The sequence below is a fragment of the Maribacter sp. 6B07 genome (assembly GCF_002700155.1).
Lineage (GTDB): Bacteria > Bacteroidota > Bacteroidia > Flavobacteriales > Flavobacteriaceae > Maribacter > Maribacter dokdonensis.
Window position 1 is genome coordinate 129906 of sequence record NZ_PDUT01000001.1, and the last position, 21492, is coordinate 151397.

Here is a 21492-nt window from a genome sequence, read left to right on the forward strand (position 1 = left end):
CTAACTAATCTTAAGTCCTTTGCTTAATCTTAGCTTACAAATTAACTCATCTATACCCTAATTCCATAAACTACAAAATGAAAGTATATACCAAAACAGGTGATGACGGTACTACGGGTCTTTTTGGTGGCACTCGTGTACCAAAGCACCACATTAGAATTGATAGTTATGGTACGGTAGATGAACTAAACTCATGGCTTGGACTCATTAGAGATCAACAAATAGATGAAGTTCACCAGCAGCAACTAATAGTCATACAAGAACATTTATTCACCGTAGGTGCCATTTTGGCCACAGATCCAGAAAAAGAATTGCTTAAAAACGGCGAAGAAAGATTAAAAATCACCAAAGTTGGGCACACTGAAATCAATTATTTAGAACAAGCTATTGATGAAATGGATGGGCAACTTCCACAAATGACACATTTTATTCTTCCTGGTGGCCATACAACAGTGTCATACTGTCATATAGCAAGAACCGTTTGTAGAAGAGCTGAAAGAATAGCTACATTATTATTTCAAACAGAACCATTTGATATCAATGTGCTATCATTTTTAAATAGACTTTCTGATTATCTATTTGTATTGGCACGAAAATTGTCGTATAATCTACAGGCGAATGAAATAAAATGGATCCCAAATAAAAAGGACTAATAATTCCGTAATTTATTCGTTATCAATAAACAAATGCGAAAAAAATATTGCGATTACTTGAAATTTACACGTAATTTCTTTGCTGTCTCAATTTAAAAATTACTTTTGCAAAAAATTAAAATCAAACAATTACTATGTATTGGACATTAGAATTAGCATCTTATTTAAGTGATGCACCTTGGCCGGCAAGTAAAGATGAGTTAATAGATTACTCCATCAGAACTGGAGCCCCATTAGAAGTCGTAGAAAATTTACAGTCTATGGAAGAAGAAGGTGGCGAGATATACGAATCTATAGAAGAAATTTGGCCGGACTATCCTACGGAAGAAGACTACCTCTGGAACGAGGACGAATATTAATATTCGATATCATAATTACTACTAAAAAGTCTCCTTGGAGGCTTTTTTTTTATGTAATTTTGACATGTTTTTAGGTAAATCCGTTCAAAAATCAAGACTGGAATACCTTTTGTTCTTTTATAGTGTCGAAAATATTTATCGGCTCTAAAACATTTTGAAATATATTCTTGCTTAATAACAAGTAAGAAAGTTTCAATTCTAATAGTTTAAAATATATGAGTTTCATTAATTCCATCCTAAAGGCTTTTGTAGGTGATAAATCACAGAAAGACGTAAAAGAATTACAGCCTTTAGTAGATAAGATAAAATCATTTGAATCGCAGCTTGAAAATCTTAGTCATGATGAGCTAAGGCAAAAAACCATAGAGTTCAAAAGGGCCATTCAAGATGCCATCAAAGAAAAGACGGATCAAATCAGCACTTTAGAGGAAGAGGTTAAAAACTCTACCGATATCGATAAAAATGAAGATATCTACACTGAAATAGATAAGTTAAAAGAAGAAGCTTACACTATTTCAGAAGAAACACTCAATAAAATATTACCAGAAGCCTTTGCCGTGGTTAAAGAGACCGCAAAGCGTTTTGCCAATAACGAAACTTTAAAGGTAACCGCTTCTGAATATGACAGAACCCTGTCAGGCTCCAAAGATTACGTTACTCTTGACGGCACAGATGCTATTTGGAAAAATTCATGGGATGCCGCCGGAAAAGAGGTAACCTGGGACATGGTTCATTATGATGTTCAATTAATTGGCGGTATTGCCATGCACCAAGGAAAAATTGCAGAAATGCAAACAGGTGAAGGTAAAACCTTGGTTGCAACACTACCTTTATATTTAAATGCATTAAGCGGTAACGGTGCCCACTTGGTTACCGTAAACGATTATTTGGCAAAAAGGGATAGTGCTTGGATGGCGCCTATATTTCAGTTTCACGGGTTATCGGTAGACTGTATTGATCACCACAGACCAAATTCAGATGGTAGACGTGCAGCTTATAATGCAGATATTACCTATGGAACAAATAATGAATTTGGATTTGATTACCTAAGGGATAACATGGCGCATACACCAAAAGATTTGGTACAGCGCCCACATAATTATGCCATTGTAGATGAGGTAGATTCAGTTTTGGTAGATGATGCACGTACACCACTTATTATATCTGGTCCAGTACCAGAAGGTGACCGCCATGAATTCAATGAGCTGAAGCCAAAGGTGGATGAGATCGTAAGAAAACAACGTCAGCATTTAACCGGTGTTTTGGCAGAAGCTAAAAAGTTGATTGCCGAAGGTGATACCAAAGAAGGGGGCTTCCTTTTACTCAGAGTATACCGTGGACTCCCAAAAAACAAGGCTTTAATAAAATTCTTAAGTGAAGAAGGAGTAAAACAATTACTTCAAAAAACCGAGAATTACTACATGCAAGATAACAACAGGGAAATGCCTGTTGTTGATGAAGACCTACTTTTTGTTATAGATGAAAAGAACAACCAGATAGAATTGACCGATAAAGGGGTTAATTATATTTCTGGCGAGCAGGATAAAGATTTCTTCGTAATGCCGGACATAGGTGCAGAAATAGCGAAGATTGAAAATCAAAATCTTGAAATTGAAAAAGAAGCCGAACTAAAAGAAGAGCTTTTTAAAGATTTCACCGTAAAAAGCGAGCGTATACATACCATGAGCCAATTATTAAAGGCATATACCCTATTTGAAAAAGATACGGAGTATGTGGTAATGGACAACAAGGTTATGATCGTAGATGAACAGACTGGTCGTATTATGGACGGTCGTAGATATTCGGACGGATTACACCAAGCAATTGAAGCCAAGGAAAATGTAAAGATTGAAGCGCTAACACAAACCTTTGCTACCGTTACGTTACAGAACTATTTTAGAATGTACAGCAAATTATCTGGTATGACAGGTACCGCTGTAACAGAAGCTGGCGAATTCTGGGAAATCTATAAGTTGGATGTTATGGAAATACCAACAAACAGACCAATTGCCAGACAAGATAAAAATGATCTTATTTATAAGACCAAAAGAGAAAAGTATAACGCTATTATAGAAGAAGTAACCAAAATAAGTAAAGCAGGTAGACCTGTCTTGATCGGTACAACTTCTGTAGAGATATCAGAATTATTATCTAAGTTATTGAGTGTACGTAAAGTACCGCACAACGTTTTGAACGCTAAACTTCATAAAAAAGAAGCTGATGTTGTCGCCGAAGCAGGTAATGCCGGTGTGGTAACCATAGCAACGAATATGGCTGGTCGTGGTACCGATATTAAATTGTCAGATGCGGTTAAGAAAGCTGGTGGTCTAGCAATTATTGGTACGGAAAGACATGATTCTCGTCGTGTAGATAGACAGTTACGTGGTAGATCTGGTCGTCAAGGAGATCCTGGTAGTTCGCAATTCTATGTTTCTTTAGAAGACAACCTAATGCGTTTGTTCGGTTCTGACAGGGTTGCTAAAATGATGGATAAAATGGGCTTGGAAGATGGTGAAGTAATTCAGCATAGTATGATGACCAAGTCTATTGAAAGAGCTCAGAAAAAAGTTGAGGAAAATAACTTTGGTGTACGTAAGCGTCTTTTGGAATATGATGATGTAATGAACGCCCAACGTGAAGTTGTTTATAAGAGACGCCGTCACGCCCTACAAGGAGAGCGATTAAAACTGGATATCGCCAATATGGTGTATGATACCTGTGAGGTGATCGTAGAGAGCAACAAGGCTGCCAACGACTATAAAAATTTAGAGTTTGAGCTGATCAAATATTTCTCTATGACAGCTCCTGTAGATGAAGCCGAATTTGGAAAATTATCTGCTCAGGAGATAACCGGAAAAATTTATAAAGCAGCATACGACCATTATAATGATAAGATGGAGCGTAATGCCGCTGCGGCTTTCCCTGTGATCAAAAAAGTTCATGAAGATAATGCCAATAATTTTGAGCGAATTGTAGTTCCATTTACAGACGGTATCAAAAGCTTAAATGTTGTCACCAATCTTCAAGATGCTTATGATAGTAACGGTAAGCAGTTGATCACAGATTTTGAAAAGAACATTTCCCTGGCTATTATAGATGATTCATGGAAAACACACCTTCGTAAGATGGATGAGTTGAAACAATCTGTACAATTAGCCGTTCATGAGCAAAAAGATCCTTTATTGATCTATAAATTTGAAGCTTTCGAGCTTTTTAAATCTATGATCGAAAAAGTGAACAAAGAAGTGGTTTCTTTCCTTTTCAAAGGTGAATTACCTTCTGAAAATGCAAATGCTATTCAAGAAGAAAGAAACATTAGAAAAAAAGAAAACCTGCAGACTACAAAAGAAGAAATACCGAATAGCGATGAGTTAGCGGCACGTAGTAGAGCAGTTAGTCAAAATCAAGGTCAACGCCCAGCAATTACCGAGACCATTACAAGAGAACAGCCAAAAATTGGCCGTAATGAGCGTGTTACCATTAAAAATGTAATGAGCGGAGAAAGTAAAACGGTAAAATTTAAGCAGGCAGAGCCACTTTTGCAAAATGGATCATGGGTTTTAACCCAAGATTAATTTAAATAGAAATCAATATCTAAAAAAGGCATCCCATTATGGATGCCTTTTTTAATACCCCGGTTTAACTCACTTAAAATAAACTACATATACCTCAATCAACTTTATAATTCATTTTTTCGATTCTAAAATGAAATCAGTCATTAACAGTTTATTTCATATTTTTAACCATTATTTAGACAAAAAAAATGCGTTATTCAGAATAATATTCGTCGTTTTAACTATACTAAACACGAAAATACTAGTATAATGATAAAAACATAATTAGATTTACATTACGTAATTCGTATGTTTTCTAGTACATAAATAATATCTATGCCCGGATTTACCATTGACAAAGAACGTCTACAGGATAAAACCAAACTATTTTTAAGGGTAAATTATACCACAAGCATTATCTCCTTTCTATTTGGGGTATTATGCTATTTCTTTTTAAATATTACCCAAATCATTCCTTTTGTATTTATTGGCTTTTCAATATTGAATAGTATCAATCTACTATATTTTAGGTCTCATAAGGTTATTCTACCTACATTCAATTTTTCATCTATAATCGGGTTAATTGCGGCAGTCGTCATCACCTTATATAGCGGCGGAATTTTTAGTCCGTTTATATTCATGATACCTTTAATAGCTTTTGGAGGTTTTATATACAGTACAAGATATGGTAGAATCTATCTTAATATCATTATTATACTCATTCTTCTGGTTTTTACACAGACCATACCAGAACTGAGCATTACCCAGAATATGGTACCTGAAGCATCTAGACCTATATTTAGCTTGGTATCCATCTTATTTGCTGTTTTTATTTTAGGAAACACCTTGGGCAAAACTTTGCTAAAGACCTACAATACCATGTACAGTTCTAAAAAAGCATTGTATTTACAGGTGCATGAAAAGGAAAATCTATTAAAAGAGGTACACCATAGGGTAAAGAATAATTTACAAACCGTTTCCAGTCTTTTAAGCTTGCAATCAAGAAACATAGAAACCGGACCTATGAAAGGGCTTTTAAAAGGAACACAGAATAGGGTCATAGCCATGGCCATGGTTCATGAAATGTTGTATATGCGTAATGACATTAGCCATATTGAGTATAAATCTTATGTTCAGGAATTGGGTGAATACCTTATAAGATCTATTAAAGGCAATGACAACCATGTAGATTTAAAAATAGATATTCCAGACATTAAATTAGGAATTGATACCGCCATACCACTAGGCTTATTGATCAACGAAGCTTTGACCAATGCATTAAAGTATGGTATTGAAGGGGACAAAGAAGGTATTATCAGTATAAAACTTCAACAAGATACCGACGAGAAAAATTGTTACATTCTAGAAATTGGTGACAACGGTATTGGTTTCCCGGAAACCATTAATTATAAGACCACAAAATCTTTAGGTTTAAAATTAATACATAATCTTACCCGACAATTAAAGGGTACTATTACTAGGGATATGTCTAAGAAAGGAACCAACTACATTATTAAATTTCAAGAAATAAAGCAACAATTATCTCCTGTTGCTTAATCTTATAGGGTATAAATATCAATTCCATTTTTTATTTGTAAAGTTGACATACGGTCACTGTTCTTTCTGCCGCTTTCTCTATATTTAAGGAAACTAACACAAACAACCACCCTATGTTACGTAAACAACTGCTCCTAACGGCTATTTTTATATCCGTTTTGCTCACCATGCATGCACAATCTCTTGAGGGAGACGGACCGCACGATCAATTGATCATTAGAGGCGTAATGCTCATTAACGGTAACGGGGCACCACCACAAGGACCTATTGATATTGTTGTAGAGAACAACAGGATTACAAATGTAAAGGTCGTGGGATACCCTGGTGTGGCAATTGATGACGCCAAAAGACCAAAATTAAAAGCAGGTGGTAAAGAATTGGATTGTACCGGCATGTATCTAATGCCTGGCTTTATTGACATGCACACCCATATTGGCGGCGATGCACAAGGTGCAGACCCAGACTATGTTTTTAAACTGTGGATGGCACATGGCGTCACTACCGTTCGTGAGGTTGCAGGTAGAGGAATAGATATTGCTTTAGATTTAAAACGTAAAAGTGAAAATAATGAGATCATTGCACCTCGTATTATTTCCTATACCGCATTTGGACAGACCAGTAAAGCATTCAATCCTTTAAACGATGTGCCAATATCAACTCCGGCACAGGCACGTGAATGGGTACGTGCAAATGCAAAAAAAGGTGCAGACGGCATTAAGTTTTTTGGTGCAGAACCAGAAATTATGGCCGCTGCATTAGATGAAAATAAAAAACTAGGATTAGGTTCCGCCTGCCATCATGCACAAATGAGCGTAGCCCGTTGGAACGTTTTACATTCTGCAAGAGCAGGATTAACCTCAATGGAGCATTGGTATGGACTACCTGAGGCACTTTTTGATGATCGTACGGTACAAGATTTACCGTTAGATTATAATTATCAAAATGAACAAGATCGCTTTGAAAATGCCGGTAAACTATGGGCACAAGCGGCAAAACCGTATTCAGAACATTGGAACAATGTAATGAATGAACTCTTGGAGCTTGATTTTACCATGGATCCTACTTTCAATATTTATGAAGCAAGCAGAGATTTACAACGCGCAAGAAGAGCTGAATGGCACGAAGAATATACACTACCCTCTTTATGGGAATTTTATCAGCCTAGTAAAGTCTCACATGGCTCATATTGGCATGATTGGGGCACCGAGCAAGAAGTAGCTTGGAAAAATAACTATAAACTTTGGATGACCTTTATCAATGAATACAAGAATAGAGGTGGTAGAGTTACTACCGGTTCAGATTCCGGTTTCATCTTTCAACTTTATGGATTTGCCTATATAAGAGAATTAGAATTATTGCGTGAAGCAGGTTTTCACCCATTGGAAATTATAAAATCTGCTACCTTAAATGGTGCGGAAGCATTGGGTATGGATGACAAAATAGGTTCCGTAGCCATAGGTAAGTTGGCAGATTTTATCATTGTTGAAGAAAATCCTCTTCAAAATTTTAAAGTTTTATACGGCACAGGAGCTGTAAAACTTACTGAAGATAACGAGGTGGTTCGTGTTGGTGGTGTAAAATATACTGTAAAAGATGGAATTGTGTACGATTCCAAAGCTCTACTCGCAGATGTAAAACGCCAAGTAGATGAGGCTAAAGCTAAAAGTAACTATACTATAAAGCAGCCCGGTATTAAAAATTAAGACTTACGCTTATTCACGGGAACCTTAATAGCACGTAATTTCGTTTTGTTGTTGTTAGATAATGATATTGCCGCAACAATTATTAAAGCCGGAATTAAAAAAACAAATAACATCATAATTAAATTCTTTAAAAGGGTGCTTCATTGCACCTTTTTATATAGGGCAAATATTATGCCAACTTACCATAAGTTTTATTGGTAATAAATGCCAATTCTTTGTTAACCCTTGCATTCTTATATCTGTACAAGCGAGCTACAGATGTTTCGTTAGTGTCAACAATCTTTTTCTCAGTGTTAATATCGTTAAGGCTATCAACCATAACAATACCCATTTCAGTAGTGTGAACTTTATCATCTGCTTGGGGTGTTTGCGCCAATGCTAATGCTCCGGCGAAAATTAAAACTAGTAAGGTGAAAAATGCTTTCATATCGTATTATTGAACAATATAAAAGTACCGTCAGCAAAGCGAACAAGCCGGTTGACCTCGCTAAACTGTAATAATTTTCGGCTAGTGAAGAGTTTTAAGGTGAATAGACAAAAAGTGTCGACGAATGGTTTTTGGTCTAAAAACAGCATACCGATAGGGTATGCATTTCATCGATCATTACTTTCAGAAAAATAGGGCGAACTGGACTATAAAACCAATTTTGAAATCATAAAATTATTTTTTATTTCTTCCACGTTTACCGTAGTTTTTGTCGCCTCGGGTTTTGGGTTTAGAGTATTTCTTTTTAATAATACGCTTATAGGAACCGCCTTGATTTTCCTTCTTGTTCTTTTCAGACTTCTCATGAAAACTTGCGCCACGTTCATCTTCGTTGATATTTAATGGATTATCGCGCTCTCTATGTTTTGGTTGTTCGTCAAAAGTTAACTGTGTTGCAATTTCAACATCATCGGGCAATGGTAATTGCTCAACTTGGTGAGACATTAATTCTTCAATGGCATTTTTTGCCTCTTCCTCTTGTGGTGTAAATAATAAAATAGATGTTCCTTGTTTTTCTGCCCTACCCGTTCTACCAATACGGTGCATGTAATTTTCAGGATATGTGGGAGTATCAAAATTTATAACATGAGATATCTCTTGCAGGTCTAACCCACGTGCCATAACATCAGTAGTAACCAAAATTCGATTCTTACCTTCATCGAACTGATTTATGGAACGCAGTCTATAGTTTTGCGTTTTATTGGAGTGAATAATACATATCTCTTCGCTAAAAAATTCAGACAATTCCTTAAACAGCAAATCTGCGCTTCGCTTGCTGGAAACAAACACCAAAACTTTATTATACGTTTCTTCATTTTGCAATAAGCTCACCAAAAGGTTCACCTTGGTATAAAAATTTGGTGTCGCATACCCAAATTGAGTAATATTTTCTAAAGGAGTACCACTTACAGCAACAGCAATTTTTTGAACACCTGTAAAGAAATCCGTAATAAACAGTTCAATATCATCTGTCATGGTGGCAGAGAACATAATATTCTGCCTTCTTTGCGGCAATAATTCAAAAATATTGACCAATTGAAACCTAAAGCCTAAATCTAACATAACATCGACCTCATCAATAACCAGTTTCTTAACCTGTTTTAATTGAACAGCCTTGGTTAATATCAAATCATAAAGACGAGCAGGTGTGGCAACCAAAATGTCTGTCCCCAATGCCAATGCCTCTTTTTGCTTTAGCATACTTTTTCCTCCAAACACCCCTAATACTCTTGTTCCTGAATATTTTACCAATTTTTCTACCTCTTCCACTACTTGTACTACCAACTCACGTGTAGGCACCAATACAATAATTTTTGGATGAATATCCTTTGAAAATTTTAAAGTATTTAAAATAGGAAGTAAATAGGCGAACGTTTTACCGGTACCTGTTTGTGCTATACCTACAACATCACTACCACTCATTATAATGGGAAAAGCTTTCTCTTGAATAGGAGTAGTATTTTCAAAACCTAGATCTTCAAGTGCTTTTTCTAAGTTTCTAGATATTTTTAATTCGGTAAATAACGGCATAACAATCACTTTTGTATTTCAGGTGCAAAGCTATGCTGATTAGTTGACAATTCACGTATAGTGAGTAATTTATCCGTAATTAAGTCATAAGCGGCTATGGAAAACGGAAAATAATAAAAAGGGATTTTAGATTATGCCTTTAGCATACGTCTACTTTTCCCTGTGGATAAATATAGAAGCGAACCTAAAATTGGAAGAAAAAATACAATTAGTAACCATGTAATTTTACCGTCATTCTTGAATTCATGGCGTAAAATATCAACTAAGCAAAATACCCAAACAAACAGCGCTACAATTACTAAAGATTGCCAAATACCTAATGTAAATGAAAAAATTGCCGGTAAATTCATAATTGTATAATTTATAAAAGTTATGTATTCCTTAAAGTTATAGAAATTAATATCATATAAAGTACTAAATTTCAACTAGAACAGAATATCCTTACTTAATGAAATTAAACAAGTATCTATACTTATTTGTTTTCTTTTTATCTTTTAATGAATCTGCCGCCAAACAAATAATGTGACATATGATGAAGCTATTAACATGGCCGTTGAAAAAGAGTATCCTGAGTACTTCTCAGCACTTTTAAAGATATTAGATGATTTTGAACAAGAGTTAATTGTAAAAAATGTAATTACAGATGGTACCTATAAAAATTACACCAACCTTTTAAAAGAAATAAGCAAGGATAGTACTTATGCAATAGTGAGTGATTTTGCTTTGGGAGATTCTTTAAAGGTAATTGCTAAGCGCCATAATTATGAACTCGCAAAAACTTTGAAAACAGTACCATTAATACATTTTAGAAATAAAGCTCAACCAAAAAGTATACTATTTAATCAACGAGTATCTGAAATTACTGCTAAAAAAGGAGGTTTTTCTCGTTCAGATTATGCATCACTTTTATTAGAGGTGTATGATGAAGAAGACTATCAACAACCAACAATACGAACACAGCTGTTTCGATTTCTAGACCCGAATACGGATTACCTATTATATTTCTATGTTGGCAAACCCACATCAACAAATAATTAAGCCAAAACTATTATAAGGGCAATATCTTTTTGCATCACCCTTCTTTTCGCAACACTTGCAATGGCGGACTATTTAACACTCCCCTACTATTAAATAAACCGATGGCTAAGACCAACAATGTTATACCCGGCAATACCACCAAAAATGGTACCCACGACGGAATAAATGGAGTATCAAAAATAAAATAAGCCAGTAAAAAACTACTTAGTAAAGAAAGTAACACTCCCACACCACTTCCTAAAACACCTAAAAACAGGTACTCCAAGGCATTAATTTTCAATATCTGTTTACTCTGTGCACCAAGGGTTCTTAACAATACACTTTCTCTAATTCGTTGGTATTTACTATTACGAACCGATCCTATTAAAACAATGATACCAGTTAGAATACTGAAAAAAGCCATAAAGGTGATTACCCATGAAATTTTATCCAATATATTTTCAACCAATGTTACCACCTGTCGTAAATCTATGATAGATATATTCGGGAATTTCTTTACCAATTCCCTTTGCAAATTGGCAGATGAAGCTTTGTCCGGCGCATTGGTCGTAATCACATGAAACTGGGGAGCTTTTTCCAATACCCCGGTTGGGAAAACAATTGAAAAATTAAGCTGCATACGTGCCCAGTCTACCTGCCTAATATTACCTACAACGGTAGTCATCATTTTACCCTGTACATTGAACAACAGCGTATCTCCTAATTTTACTAGGGCGTCATTGGCAACATTATCCGCTAGGGAAATAGGAATGACTTCGGTATTAGGAGGAACAGACGGCAACCACTCCCCTTCCAATAACTTTTCCGAACCGATCATAGAACCTCTATATGTAGTTCTAAATTCATGATTCAGTATCCATTTATTCACCCTAGTGGTGGTGTCTAACCTAATGTCGTTCACATCCCTATCCTTAATACGCTCCATGCGCATAGTAACTATAGGAATATTATCTATAACCGGTAAACCTTTTGGTGTTATCGTATTTTCAACGTCATTACGTTGTTCTGTCTGTACATCAAAAAGTATAAGATTTGGACTTTCAGCACTTGCTTCAAAAGTTGTTTTGGCAAGTAAAAAATCTTTTGTGAAATACAAAGTGCTAATTAAGAATGTGCCAATACCTATAGCTAAAATTAAAACTACGGTCTGGTTATTTGGCCTGTACAAATTTAAAAGACTTTGGCGTGCAGCAAAGCTCCATGATTTTGGAAAGTACTTTTTAATAAGTCTCATGAAACCTATTGAGACACCTGCCAAAATAGAGAACGTTACTAATATACCAACCACAAAGCTCAAGGCAAACTCCCATCTACCCAACAACCACAAGGCAAATAAAAGCACAAACAATACTATAACCACCACTACCCAGATTTGATATGGGCGTGATTTTTTACCTGTATCTTCTTGCACGCGCAACACTTGTAACGGAGAAACGAACCAAGTATGTACCAAAGGAGATAAAGCAAAAAGCACCGACATAGAAACGCCTAATAACAAACCAACGAATATGGCTGGGTATGAAGTTGATATTTCAACGGTAAAAGGTAAAAACTCTTGTAATATGAGTGGAAAAGTCTGTTGCAACAATAGTCCTATTGCAGTGCCTATTATACCGCCCAACAAGCCCATTCCGGCAATTTGAAGTAGAAATATTAAAAATGTTTGTTTTCGCGTTGCACCTAAACACTTTAGTACCGCCACCGCTTTTAGTTTTTCTTTGATATAAATATGAACAGAACTTGCTATACCAACGCACCCTAAAAGAAGCGCTATAAACGCAACTAAGTTTAAAAACCTACCTACATTTTCATACCTACGCCCCAAACGCTCACTGGTATCTGTATGCGTATCCATATCTGCATTTTCTGCATCTAATAACGGATCCACCTTATCATTAAGTAATTCTAAATCAACTTTGTCATCCTCAAAATAGTAGTTATAACCTAACCTACTACCCCGTTGCAGCAACCCACTCTCTTCCATAAAACGAAAAGGTACCACAATGGGCGGTGCGGCAGTTGCACCTATACCCGTACTGCCCGGCGCAGTAATCAAAGCCCCTAGAATAGGAAAGGTAGTGGTGCCCAATTTTACACTATCCCCAGGCTTTAGGTCAAACTGCAACATTACGGTTGCATCAACTAATGCACCACCCTTATCTTGATAATCAAAAGCCGAAGTTTTGGGATCCGTTTCCAATTCGCCATAAAAAGGGTAATTACCTTCAATGGCCCTTACCTGAACCAATTTTGTAGATAGACTTTTAGGAAAGGCTGCCATAGACGCAAACTTCACCTCACGTGCCTTATAGCCGCCCAAAGAATCCATTAACTCCATTACCCTTTCATTTGCAGGCTGATTACTATCAATCAAGAAATCTGCACCCATTAGGGCCTTAGACTGTAGTCCAATATTATTTTTAAGGTTATTACTAAAAGATTGTATGGAAACCACCGCGGCAATTCCTAATATTATGGACGCCATAAACAAAAGCAACCTTTTACCGCTTGCCTTGCCATCTCGCCAAGCCATTTTCAACAACCAATTAAATTTTGCCTTAGATGTTCTTTGAAATTCGCTCAAGATATGGATGTAGTTTCGTTGATGACTATTTTGCCCCCTTTAAGTCGTAAGACACGTTTATTTAAATTAGCTAATTCAAGATCATGGGTTACAATGACCAGAGTGGTACCCATTTCCTTATTCAGGTCAAATAATAGTTTAATTACCTTCTCGCCGGTTTCTTCATCTAAATTACCGGTAGGTTCATCTGCAAATAAAATAGATGGTTTATTTGAAAAAGCCCTGGCAAGAGCTACCCGTTGTTGCTCACCACCAGAAAGCTGTGATGGATAATGATCATGCCTACCTGCCAAACCAACTTTAGCCAACAGATCCATAGCATCTTTACTTGCGTTTTTTTCTCCTTGTAATTCTAAAGGAACGCTCACGTTCTCCAAAGCTGTTAAAGTGGGCAGTAGTTGAAAATCTTGAAATATGAAACCAACTTTTTCATTGCGCAACAAAGCTCGCTGATCTTCATTTAACGCACTTAGGTCTTGTCCGCAAAGTTCTATTGTACCCTCATTTATTTCATCTAAACCTGCACATAAACCTAACAAAGTTGTTTTTCCACTTCCCGACGGACCTACAATTGCAAAAGTATCCCCTTCATCAATTGAAAAGGAAATGTCATCAATAACCGTCAATTTTCTTGATCCGCTGTTATACGTTTTCTTTAGATTACGTACGTTTAATATCTTTGTCATAAATCATTTTGGTACAAGAGAGCAAAATAAACAAATGATTTGGAATCTAATAAGTTAAGACTATGTTGAAAGTATTAAAGTTTCGTTATTTTTTGGTGGTGCTGTTGTTCGTTGGATGCGGAGAAACTACCGAAAAAAAGCCATCTGAAGCGCAAGCAGAGGTAGAAAATACGGATAAAAAGGAAGATGTTTCCACTGATGACAAAGTCATTTTGTTTTATGGAAATAGCCTTACCGCAGCTTATGGTTTGGATGTAAAGGAGGGATTTCCCAATAGAATACAGCAAAAATTAGATTCATTGGGTTTAGACTACAAGGTCATTAACTCTGGCTTAAGTGGAGAAACCACATCTGGCGGTTTAAACAGGTTAGACTGGGTATTGAACCAGGCTGTAGACATATTTGTTCTTGAACTAGGTGCTAACGACGGTTTGCGCGGAATACCCATTGCCGAAACCATGAACAATCTTCAAGAAATGATCGATATGGTAAAAGATAAAAATCCTGATACCAAGATTGTGTTGGCGGGCATGCAGATACCACCAAATATGGGAACTGACTATGCTTCTCAATTTAAAGCTATGTATCCGGCATTAGCAGAATCTAACAATATTTACTTAATTCCGTTTTTGTTAGAAGGAGTAGCCGGCGACCCAAGCTTAAATCTAGAGGACGGAATTCATCCTACCGCTGAAGGTCAAAGAATAGTTACAAATAATGTTTGGAAAATTTTAAAAACCATTGTGCTACCTGCAAGTGTATCAGAGGTAACCAAAGATGCTGCAGTCGAAGAATTAAATTAGGCAAAAGACATTGTTCTTACTCTTGGTTTAAAAAGTAAGGCTTGCTTAACTCTTGCATTCTTCACTTTAAAAAACCTTGCAGCTGTTTGAAAACCCTGAGTGTTTACATCAGACTTTACTGTTATATCCGCCATGGGCATAACAATAGTCTGCACTTTTGAGTTTGGTGACTTCTCTTGTGCTTGGGACTGGGTTCCCAAACAGATAACAAGGAATAAAAAAATAATAGTACGCATAATAAAGTAGGTAAATTTGGTCTATTGATAACCCACTACCACTAAGTAAACGTATTTCCCATTCGACAAGAGGTACAGTTTTTACGATGAAAGGGCACTTATTCGATGTATCACCATTTTTTGTAGTCCTTTTTCCTACAAAATTTTAAACTGATAATCGCCAAATTTGTGCAGTTCATCGAGTTAATAGGTTTTTTCTTACAATTTTTAATCGATTTTTATTCTTGTACTACAAAAATGCTACACATAAGACCATGTGAGCTTGTATTAATAGCAGTAAAAAAAGTTCTTTTAAGAACTACCTTTTATTTTCAATAAATAATTGGGGTTTGGACAATTGAATTTATAGTGTTGTAAGTTTTCCACTGCGCAAACGCCAGGGTAATCACCTTCATTACCTTCTAAATCTTTTATTATTTGAAAATGAAGGTGAGGTGCATAATTCACATTAATATCAGGTGTTCCCAACTTTGCCAAGGTTTCACCTGCCTTAAATACTTTTCCTTTAAACAAACCGGTTAAAGATTCTATAGATAAATGACCATATAATGTATAAAAAGTAATGTGATGTAAGGTATGCTCCAATATTATGGTAGGTCCATAATCACCGACTACATTATTGTTCTTAAAACTATGCACCTTGCCATCTATGGGAGCTAAGACCTTAGTATCTGCATTGGTCCAAAAATCTATTCCCAAATGTATATTGCGCTTGGGTTTATGAGCTGCAGAGAACCCATCTTTATCCGCATAAAGATTTCGTTCTTCTAAATAACCCCCATAGGCAACTATACCATCCTTACTCTTTACCACAGTATCAATATATGATTGACAGGTAACAGGATTTGTAATGTCCACATCTAGCAACGCTTCGTTAGATTTGGATAGATCCAGAGGTATATATTTATTCATTGGTATTGTGCTATCCAATATACCTATACTATGTAAAGAATAAGAATCAAGTACCTTTTGCAGTTCGTTCATTTTTCAAAAATATGCCATCTTAGTATCTCGTTAACATATTTTAACCGTTTACCTCGTAAGTACTTTGTAAATTATGCAACAAATTGCAAAAGAAAAAGAAATATGAAATTATTACAAATCGTTTTATTGGCCAGTGCAAGCTTAATTGCTACTAGTTGCCAGTCCAAGAATAAAAAAAATACAATTTCCGAAAACACACCAGCCAAAGAGACGCAGCAGGAAGAAATGTATGAAGAGGTTAAATTGAGTCCGCAACAATTAAGTAAATACGAAACCGCCTATTTTGCCAGTGGTTGTTTTTGGTGTGTAGAGGCTATTTTTGAAAGTGTAAAAGGTGTAAAGGAAGTTGTATCTGGATACGCCGGCGGAGAACAGAAAAACCCAACGTATGAAGAAGTTGGCTATGGCAAAACGGACCATGCCGAAGCTGTCGAAGTATACTATGACCCAAAGGTAATTTCGTTCACTCAATTGGTACAGGTGTTCTTTGGATCTCACGATCCCACACAGTTGAACAGACAGGGACCAGATCGTGGAAGACAATACCGCTCTATTGCCTTTTATAAAAATGAAGACGAAAAGAAAATTATTGAAAGCTACATTCAGGCCCTAGTAGATAATAAAGTATATGATAATGATCCTATTACCACAGAGGTAACACCATATACCGTTTTCTACAAAGCAGAATCGTATCACCAAGATTATGAAAAGAATAATCCTAACAATTCTTACATCAGAAATGTTTCTATACCTAGATTAAATAGGTTTAAAGCTAACTTTGGAGATTATCTAAAGAAGAATGCACATTAAAAACTATGTTCACCACGAATAGATTAGCGCTCCATTAGGGGCGCTTTTTTATTTGGTAACAAACAATAAAAATCTAATACTGTAAGAGTTAACATTGAAAACAATTAGGTTCGTTTAATTTTATTTTATCTTGCCCCAGATATTGAAGTACTATTAATCTTACAATAATTAAGAGAATAGTGTGTTTAAATTATAGATTCCAAACCAGTATTATGAAATGGACTATTTATTTTTTACTTCTACTATGCATTACTTCGTGTTCTGATGGCAAAAGCAAAAAAAACACTCAAATAACTCCCGTCTCCTATATTAAAGATGCTCCTACATTAGACGGCAGACCTATAGAGAATTATTGGAATTTGTTAGAATGGCAACCTATAGACCAAAATTGGATCGGCGGTCCTTTTGACCATGATGATTATAACGGTAAATATAAAATGGCCTGGAACGAAGACGGACTTTATATTTTACTGGAGATAGTGGATGATACCTTATTAGAACAAACCGAAGACCCTTTAAAATTATGGTGGAATGATGATTGCGTAATTGTGTATGTTGATGAAGACAATTCAGGTGGTCAACATAGATTTAATCATAATGCATTTACCTATCACGTTGCCTTGGATGGTAATGTGGTAGACTTAGGTGTAAATGAAAAACCAACGCTATATAATGATCATGTAATCTCTAAGCACCAAACAGAAGGTAATACCACATATTGGGAAATGCACGTAAAGGTATACCCTAGCATATTTAATGATAAGCCTACTGTAAAACCGGTTGTTTTGAGCGAAGGAAAAAGAATAGGTTTTGCTATTGCCTATGCCGATAACGATAATAGCAAAAAACGAGAAAATTTAATAGGATCTGTCTTTGTACCTGGAGAGAATAAAAATGCAGGTTGGATTGATGCCAATGTATTTGGCACATTGGAATTATTAAAATAACTACTGTAACACTACTTCACTATAATCAGATGTTATTAGTATAGAGCGACCACTATTGCTTTTTAAGTGATATCCCTTATTTACTACTGTAGATCCATTTTTAGTTTCTACTACGTTTACATGCGAAGGCAATTTTAGCGTTGACGAATTACCTTTTACATAAATGTTAGTGGCTACTTTAGGTAACTTAACGTTAAGTTCTCCGTTTTTCACACTAATATCAAGCTCTTCCAAATCATTGCTTAGTTCAAGGATATGTATTGCTCCAAAATTGTTTTTAATAAATGCATTGTTCATCAACTTATCTATCGTTACTTCGGATGATGTTGCTTGCAACTGCAATTGTACAACCTCTGACAATGAAATCTCTTCAGAATAGGATGTATTCAATTGGCCAACATTCCATTTTTTTACATTTACCGGTGTATAGGCAGCAGAAACAGAAGTGTCTTCACCATCAATTGTTACTGCCCAAAGGCTTGAATGCGAAAGGTTCGCATTCAAGTTTTTGGTATTCTCAGCTAATTTCACCTCACCATGACGTACATCCATTTTTATTCTGGTAGACTTTGGCAAACTGATCTTAATAGTCTTTTTAATCTTAAAATTCTTTTGTTTTCCTTCAGATGAATAATAGAATATATTTGGAGAACCTTCACCTGAATTGATCAACATTCTACGTTCTTCTCTTTCTTCTTGCATTTTTTCTCGTCTCTCTTCCATTTTTTCTCGCCTCTCTTCCATTTTTTCTTGTCTCTCTTGCAAAACTTCTTCTCTCTTTTCCATCAATTCCTCACGCCTTTGATTGTATTCCTCCATTCTTTTATCCATTGCCTCACCTTTCTCCTCCATGCGCTCAGCCCACTCTTCCAACCGTTTTTGATGTTTTTTATCAAAACTTTTCTCAAAGTTCTTTTGCCATTTTTTCATGTACTTTTCACCATCTTCTTGATATGCTTCATAATCGAATATAAAAGCTTCGGTCTGTGGTAAAGGTGGCATTTCTGGAAAAGGTGCAATTTGTGGCACACTAACTACAAATGATGCAATTTCGGGCACCTCTATGTGCATATCGTTATGGTCAAAAAAGGTCTTTGAATCAAAACTTGCAAAAAAATCGTTGTTTTTGGACTTTGAGGAAATTTTAACCTCTTTGCTGTTGCCTAAAATTTCAATAGGACTATTTTCAAAATAGTCTTTCGCTTCTTCTGTAGAAGCACCTTCCAAGGTAATGGTGGCCGTGATGGCCACCTCATCCTTGTCCCAAGTTTCAAATTCAATATCAGCATAGCTGGTATTGATATTTACCACAGCATCTTCTGCTACGATAAATCTTTCCTGAAAAGTTTTACTTTCTGCTTGCGAAAAAGAGCCGGCAGAGGTTAAAAGACCTAATGCAATGATGAGTTGCTTAGATACTAGTGTCATTGATCTGTTCATTTTTTGATAATTTTAATTCGTTCAACTTTCTTTTTAATTTCTGTAATAATTGTAAGCGTAACTGTAAATTCTCTATAAGCGCCGTAATGGTTTGATCATTAGGACCCAATTCTTTTAATTCATTATTTAAGGTTTTATATTCTAGGTTCAAATTATTTAGCTGCTCCATAAAACTATCAATAAGACCTTTGGTATCTGGAGAAACCTCTAGCTTAGCCAATTCCAAATTTATGTTCGCCACATAATAATTCTCTACTTTTTTTAAATCTGGAGATAGATCACCAAATGTGAATTCGGTTTTCTGCTTTTCCTCTTTATCATTTTGCACAACCGTTACTGTATTTTCATCATTTCCGCTTAAAAACCAGAAGCCCAATGACAAACTAACCAGTACAACAACAGATGCCGCAATGTGCAACCAACCCCATTTTGTTGTTTTATTTGATGGAATAGATTCTTCCAATTTCTTTAAAAACCGTTCTTCATGACCTGGTTTTATGGCATGTTTTTTCTTCTCCCTATCTTTTTTGAACATTTCCCTAAGATCCTGTTCCATAATTCTTTTCTTTTAATAATTCCTTTAATTGATTTTTTCCCCTTGACAATCTTGTTCTGCAAGCAGAGGATGAAATATTCAATACTTCTGCAATTTCTTGATGATCATACCCTTCAACCAAGAACATGAGTACCACATATTTATATTTTTCCTGTAATTGATCAATAGCCAACCTTACCTCATCAATACTAATTACAGCAGATACGTTCCAATTATCATCTTCTGCAACTACCTGCATATCCTGTTCATCAATGGAGACCTTATCTTTTTTTGATTTTAAAAAGTCTATACTTTTATTTACCACTATTCTTTTTAACCAAGCGCCAAAAGTTACCTCACCTTTGTATTGATGAATTTTTTGAAATGCCTTAATAAAAGATTCCTGTAAGACATCTTCAGCATCATCCGCATTCTTAACAAAGCGGTTTGCTACCACAAACATACCGTCACAATATTTTCTATATAATTGCAACTGGGCAGCCCGGTCGTTCGCTTTACATTTCTCTACGACATTGCCTTGAAACATCGGTTAATTAGATTGGTTTTTGGTTGTTGTTATATTAAGGACGATATAAAAAATAGAATGTGGCAAAAATTTTTATTTTTACACTACACTATTAAAATTTTCCTTTGAAACAAGTTACAATTTCCAATGCCTATTTGACCCTAATGGTTTTAGATTATGGCGCAACCATTCAAAAATTACTTGTTAAAGGAGATGATGGTGAATTCACCAATGTAGTTTTAGGCTACAACCATCCAAGCAGATATAGATTAGATGATCATGTGTTAGGTGCCAGTGTTGGGCGTTACGCAGGTAGAATTTCCAATGGTGGTTTTGTAATAGACCGAGCAAGATATGACCTGTATCAAGAAGACGGTGTACACTTACATGGAGGTAAAGAAGGGTTTCATCAAAAATATTGGAACATAGATGAAGTGGACCATAGCGATAAACCATTTGTAAAACTTACCTATAACAGCAAGCATTTAGAAGAAGGCTACCCAGGTAATTTAACCGTTAGTGTTACCTATAAACTAATGAATAACGCCTTGCAAGTCATTTATGAGGGAATGACGGATAGAAGTACGGTTATAAACCTTACCAATCATTCCTATTTTAAATTAGATAAAAATCCGTACATAGATGAGTACGAACTACAGCTCAACTGTCCATATAGATTAGAAACACAAGAGAATTTGCTGCCAACGGGAAATATTGTTCCAGTTCGTAAAACCGAGTACGATTTTCTTTTACCTAAAAAAATAGGTCTACAAAGGTTTGATACTATTTATGTGAAAGATATTGGTAATGAAAAGGTAGCAGAACTACATTCCAAAAGTTCGGGCATTACCATGAAGGTATACACCAATCAGCCAGCTTTGGTGGTCTATACTCCAGATGATTTCCCTGGTATATGTTTTGAGACACAAAACTACCCAGATGCACCAAATCAACCAGATTTTCCTAAAAGCCTCTTAAGGCCTGGTGATCTATACAACAACATTTCTATCTTTAAGTTTGATTTAGGTAAGAAAAGTTAAATTTCGTGTATAGAATTACC

Annotated in this window: 20 protein-coding genes; 10 read left to right on the top strand and 10 right to left on the bottom strand. The window is 35.7% G+C overall.

The window, feature by feature from the left end; genetic code table 11:
- Window positions 1–77: 77 nt before the first annotated feature.
- The 5 genes from CSC80_RS00525 (at window position 78) to CSC80_RS00545 (ending at window position 7826) form a co-directional block, all read left to right on the top strand.
- Entirely contained in the window at window positions 78–653 is a 576-nt protein-coding gene (locus tag CSC80_RS00525; protein WP_071341645.1) for a cob(I)yrinic acid a,c-diamide adenosyltransferase, read from the top strand.
- Window positions 654–787: 134 nt separating this feature from the next.
- Window positions 788–1012 carry a DUF2795 domain-containing protein gene (locus CSC80_RS00530; protein ID WP_027064442.1) on the top strand — a complete coding sequence of 75 codons (225 nt, stop codon included), beginning with the start codon at window positions 788–790 and terminating at the stop codon, window positions 1010–1012.
- Window positions 1013–1227: 215 nt separating this feature from the next.
- Window positions 1228–4587, top strand: a complete 3360-nt coding sequence (gene secA, locus CSC80_RS00535; protein ID WP_058103481.1) for a preprotein translocase subunit SecA — start codon at window positions 1228–1230, stop codon at window positions 4585–4587.
- Window positions 4588–4902: 315 nt separating this feature from the next.
- Entirely contained in the window at window positions 4903–6123 is a 1221-nt protein-coding gene (locus tag CSC80_RS00540) for a sensor histidine kinase (protein WP_099189026.1), read from the top strand.
- Between the two features lie 167 nt (window positions 6124–6290).
- Window positions 6291–7826: an amidohydrolase family protein gene (locus CSC80_RS00545; RefSeq protein WP_236973357.1), complete on the top strand. Its 1536-nt coding sequence runs from the start codon at window positions 6291–6293 to the stop codon at window positions 7824–7826.
- Between the two features lie 169 nt (window positions 7827–7995).
- On the opposite strand, the gene CSC80_RS00550 is transcribed toward CSC80_RS00545, so the two are convergent.
- The 3 genes from CSC80_RS00550 to CSC80_RS00560 all read right to left on the bottom strand — a co-directional run bounded on the left by CSC80_RS00550 (window position 7996) and on the right by CSC80_RS00560 (window position 10193).
- Entirely contained in the window at window positions 7996–8253 is a 258-nt protein-coding gene (locus CSC80_RS00550; RefSeq protein ID WP_074672804.1) for a hypothetical protein, read from the bottom strand.
- Window positions 8254–8487: 234 nt separating this feature from the next.
- Complete coding sequence (locus CSC80_RS00555) at window positions 8488–9843, bottom strand: DEAD/DEAH box helicase (RefSeq protein WP_099189030.1); 1356 nt, start codon at window positions 9841–9843, stop codon at window positions 8488–8490.
- Between the two features lie 131 nt (window positions 9844–9974).
- On the bottom strand, window positions 9975–10193 hold the full coding sequence (locus CSC80_RS00560) for a PLD nuclease N-terminal domain-containing protein (protein ID WP_099189032.1): 219 nt from the start codon (window positions 10191–10193) through the stop codon (window positions 9975–9977).
- A 172-nt stretch (window positions 10194–10365) separates the two neighbouring features.
- Between CSC80_RS00560 and CSC80_RS00565 the strand changes: the two genes are divergently transcribed.
- Window positions 10366–10881 carry a hypothetical protein gene (locus CSC80_RS00565; protein ID WP_099189034.1) on the top strand — a complete coding sequence of 172 codons (516 nt, stop codon included), beginning with the start codon at window positions 10366–10368 and terminating at the stop codon, window positions 10879–10881.
- Between the two features lie 34 nt (window positions 10882–10915).
- Here CSC80_RS00565 and CSC80_RS00570 read toward each other — a convergent pair whose 3' ends face one another.
- Entirely contained in the window at window positions 10916–13414 is a 2499-nt protein-coding gene (locus tag CSC80_RS00570) for an FtsX-like permease family protein (protein ID WP_099191348.1), read from the bottom strand.
- 47 nt (window positions 13415–13461) lie between these two features.
- Window positions 13462–14151, bottom strand: a complete 690-nt coding sequence (locus CSC80_RS00575; RefSeq protein ID WP_099189036.1) for an ABC transporter ATP-binding protein — start codon at window positions 14149–14151, stop codon at window positions 13462–13464.
- Between the two features lie 62 nt (window positions 14152–14213).
- Here CSC80_RS00575 and CSC80_RS00580 point away from each other — a divergent pair, with 62 nt between their 5' ends.
- On the top strand, window positions 14214–14954 hold the full coding sequence (locus CSC80_RS00580; protein ID WP_099189038.1) for an arylesterase: 741 nt from the start codon (window positions 14214–14216) through the stop codon (window positions 14952–14954).
- Here the strand turns inward: CSC80_RS00580 and CSC80_RS00585 are convergent.
- Window positions 14951–15190 carry a hypothetical protein gene (locus CSC80_RS00585; protein ID WP_099189040.1) on the bottom strand — a complete coding sequence of 80 codons (240 nt, stop codon included), beginning with the start codon at window positions 15188–15190 and terminating at the stop codon, window positions 14951–14953. The two genes, CSC80_RS00580 and CSC80_RS00585, sit on opposite strands and share 4 nt — an antisense overlap.
- Before the next feature lie 291 nt (window positions 15191–15481).
- Complete coding sequence (locus CSC80_RS00590; protein ID WP_099189042.1) at window positions 15482–16174, bottom strand: peptidoglycan DD-metalloendopeptidase family protein; 693 nt, start codon at window positions 16172–16174, stop codon at window positions 15482–15484.
- A 102-nt stretch (window positions 16175–16276) separates the two neighbouring features.
- Here CSC80_RS00590 and msrA point away from each other — a divergent pair, with 102 nt between their 5' ends.
- Complete coding sequence (gene msrA, locus CSC80_RS00595; RefSeq protein ID WP_099189044.1) at window positions 16277–16984, top strand: peptide-methionine (S)-S-oxide reductase MsrA; 708 nt, start codon at window positions 16277–16279, stop codon at window positions 16982–16984.
- A 212-nt stretch (window positions 16985–17196) separates the two neighbouring features.
- Entirely contained in the window at window positions 17197–17931 is a 735-nt protein-coding gene (locus CSC80_RS00600) for a sugar-binding protein (RefSeq protein ID WP_099189046.1), read from the top strand.
- Here CSC80_RS00600 and CSC80_RS00605 read toward each other — a convergent pair whose 3' ends face one another.
- From CSC80_RS00605 to CSC80_RS00615, 3 genes are read right to left on the bottom strand one after another with little or no spacing between them, the layout of a single operon-like run.
- Window positions 17932–19371, bottom strand: coding sequence for a hypothetical protein (locus tag CSC80_RS00605; RefSeq protein WP_143751706.1), 1440 nt, complete (start codon window positions 19369–19371; stop codon window positions 17932–17934).
- Window positions 19343–19927: a hypothetical protein gene (locus CSC80_RS00610; protein WP_058103495.1), complete on the bottom strand. Its 585-nt coding sequence runs from the start codon at window positions 19925–19927 to the stop codon at window positions 19343–19345. The genes CSC80_RS00605 and CSC80_RS00610 overlap by 29 nt, the downstream gene beginning before the upstream one ends.
- Complete coding sequence (locus CSC80_RS00615; protein ID WP_099189050.1) at window positions 19911–20453, bottom strand: RNA polymerase sigma factor; 543 nt, start codon at window positions 20451–20453, stop codon at window positions 19911–19913. Before CSC80_RS00615 ends, CSC80_RS00610 begins: the two co-directional genes overlap by 17 nt.
- Window positions 20454–20557: 104 nt before the next feature.
- On the opposite strand from CSC80_RS00615, the gene CSC80_RS00620 reads away from it, so the two are divergent.
- The gene (locus CSC80_RS00620; RefSeq protein WP_099189052.1) at window positions 20558–21472 is read left to right on the top strand and encodes an aldose epimerase family protein; all 915 of its coding nucleotides are present in this window, start codon (window positions 20558–20560) and stop codon (window positions 21470–21472) included.
- The last annotated feature ends 20 nt before the right edge of the window (window positions 21473–21492 follow it).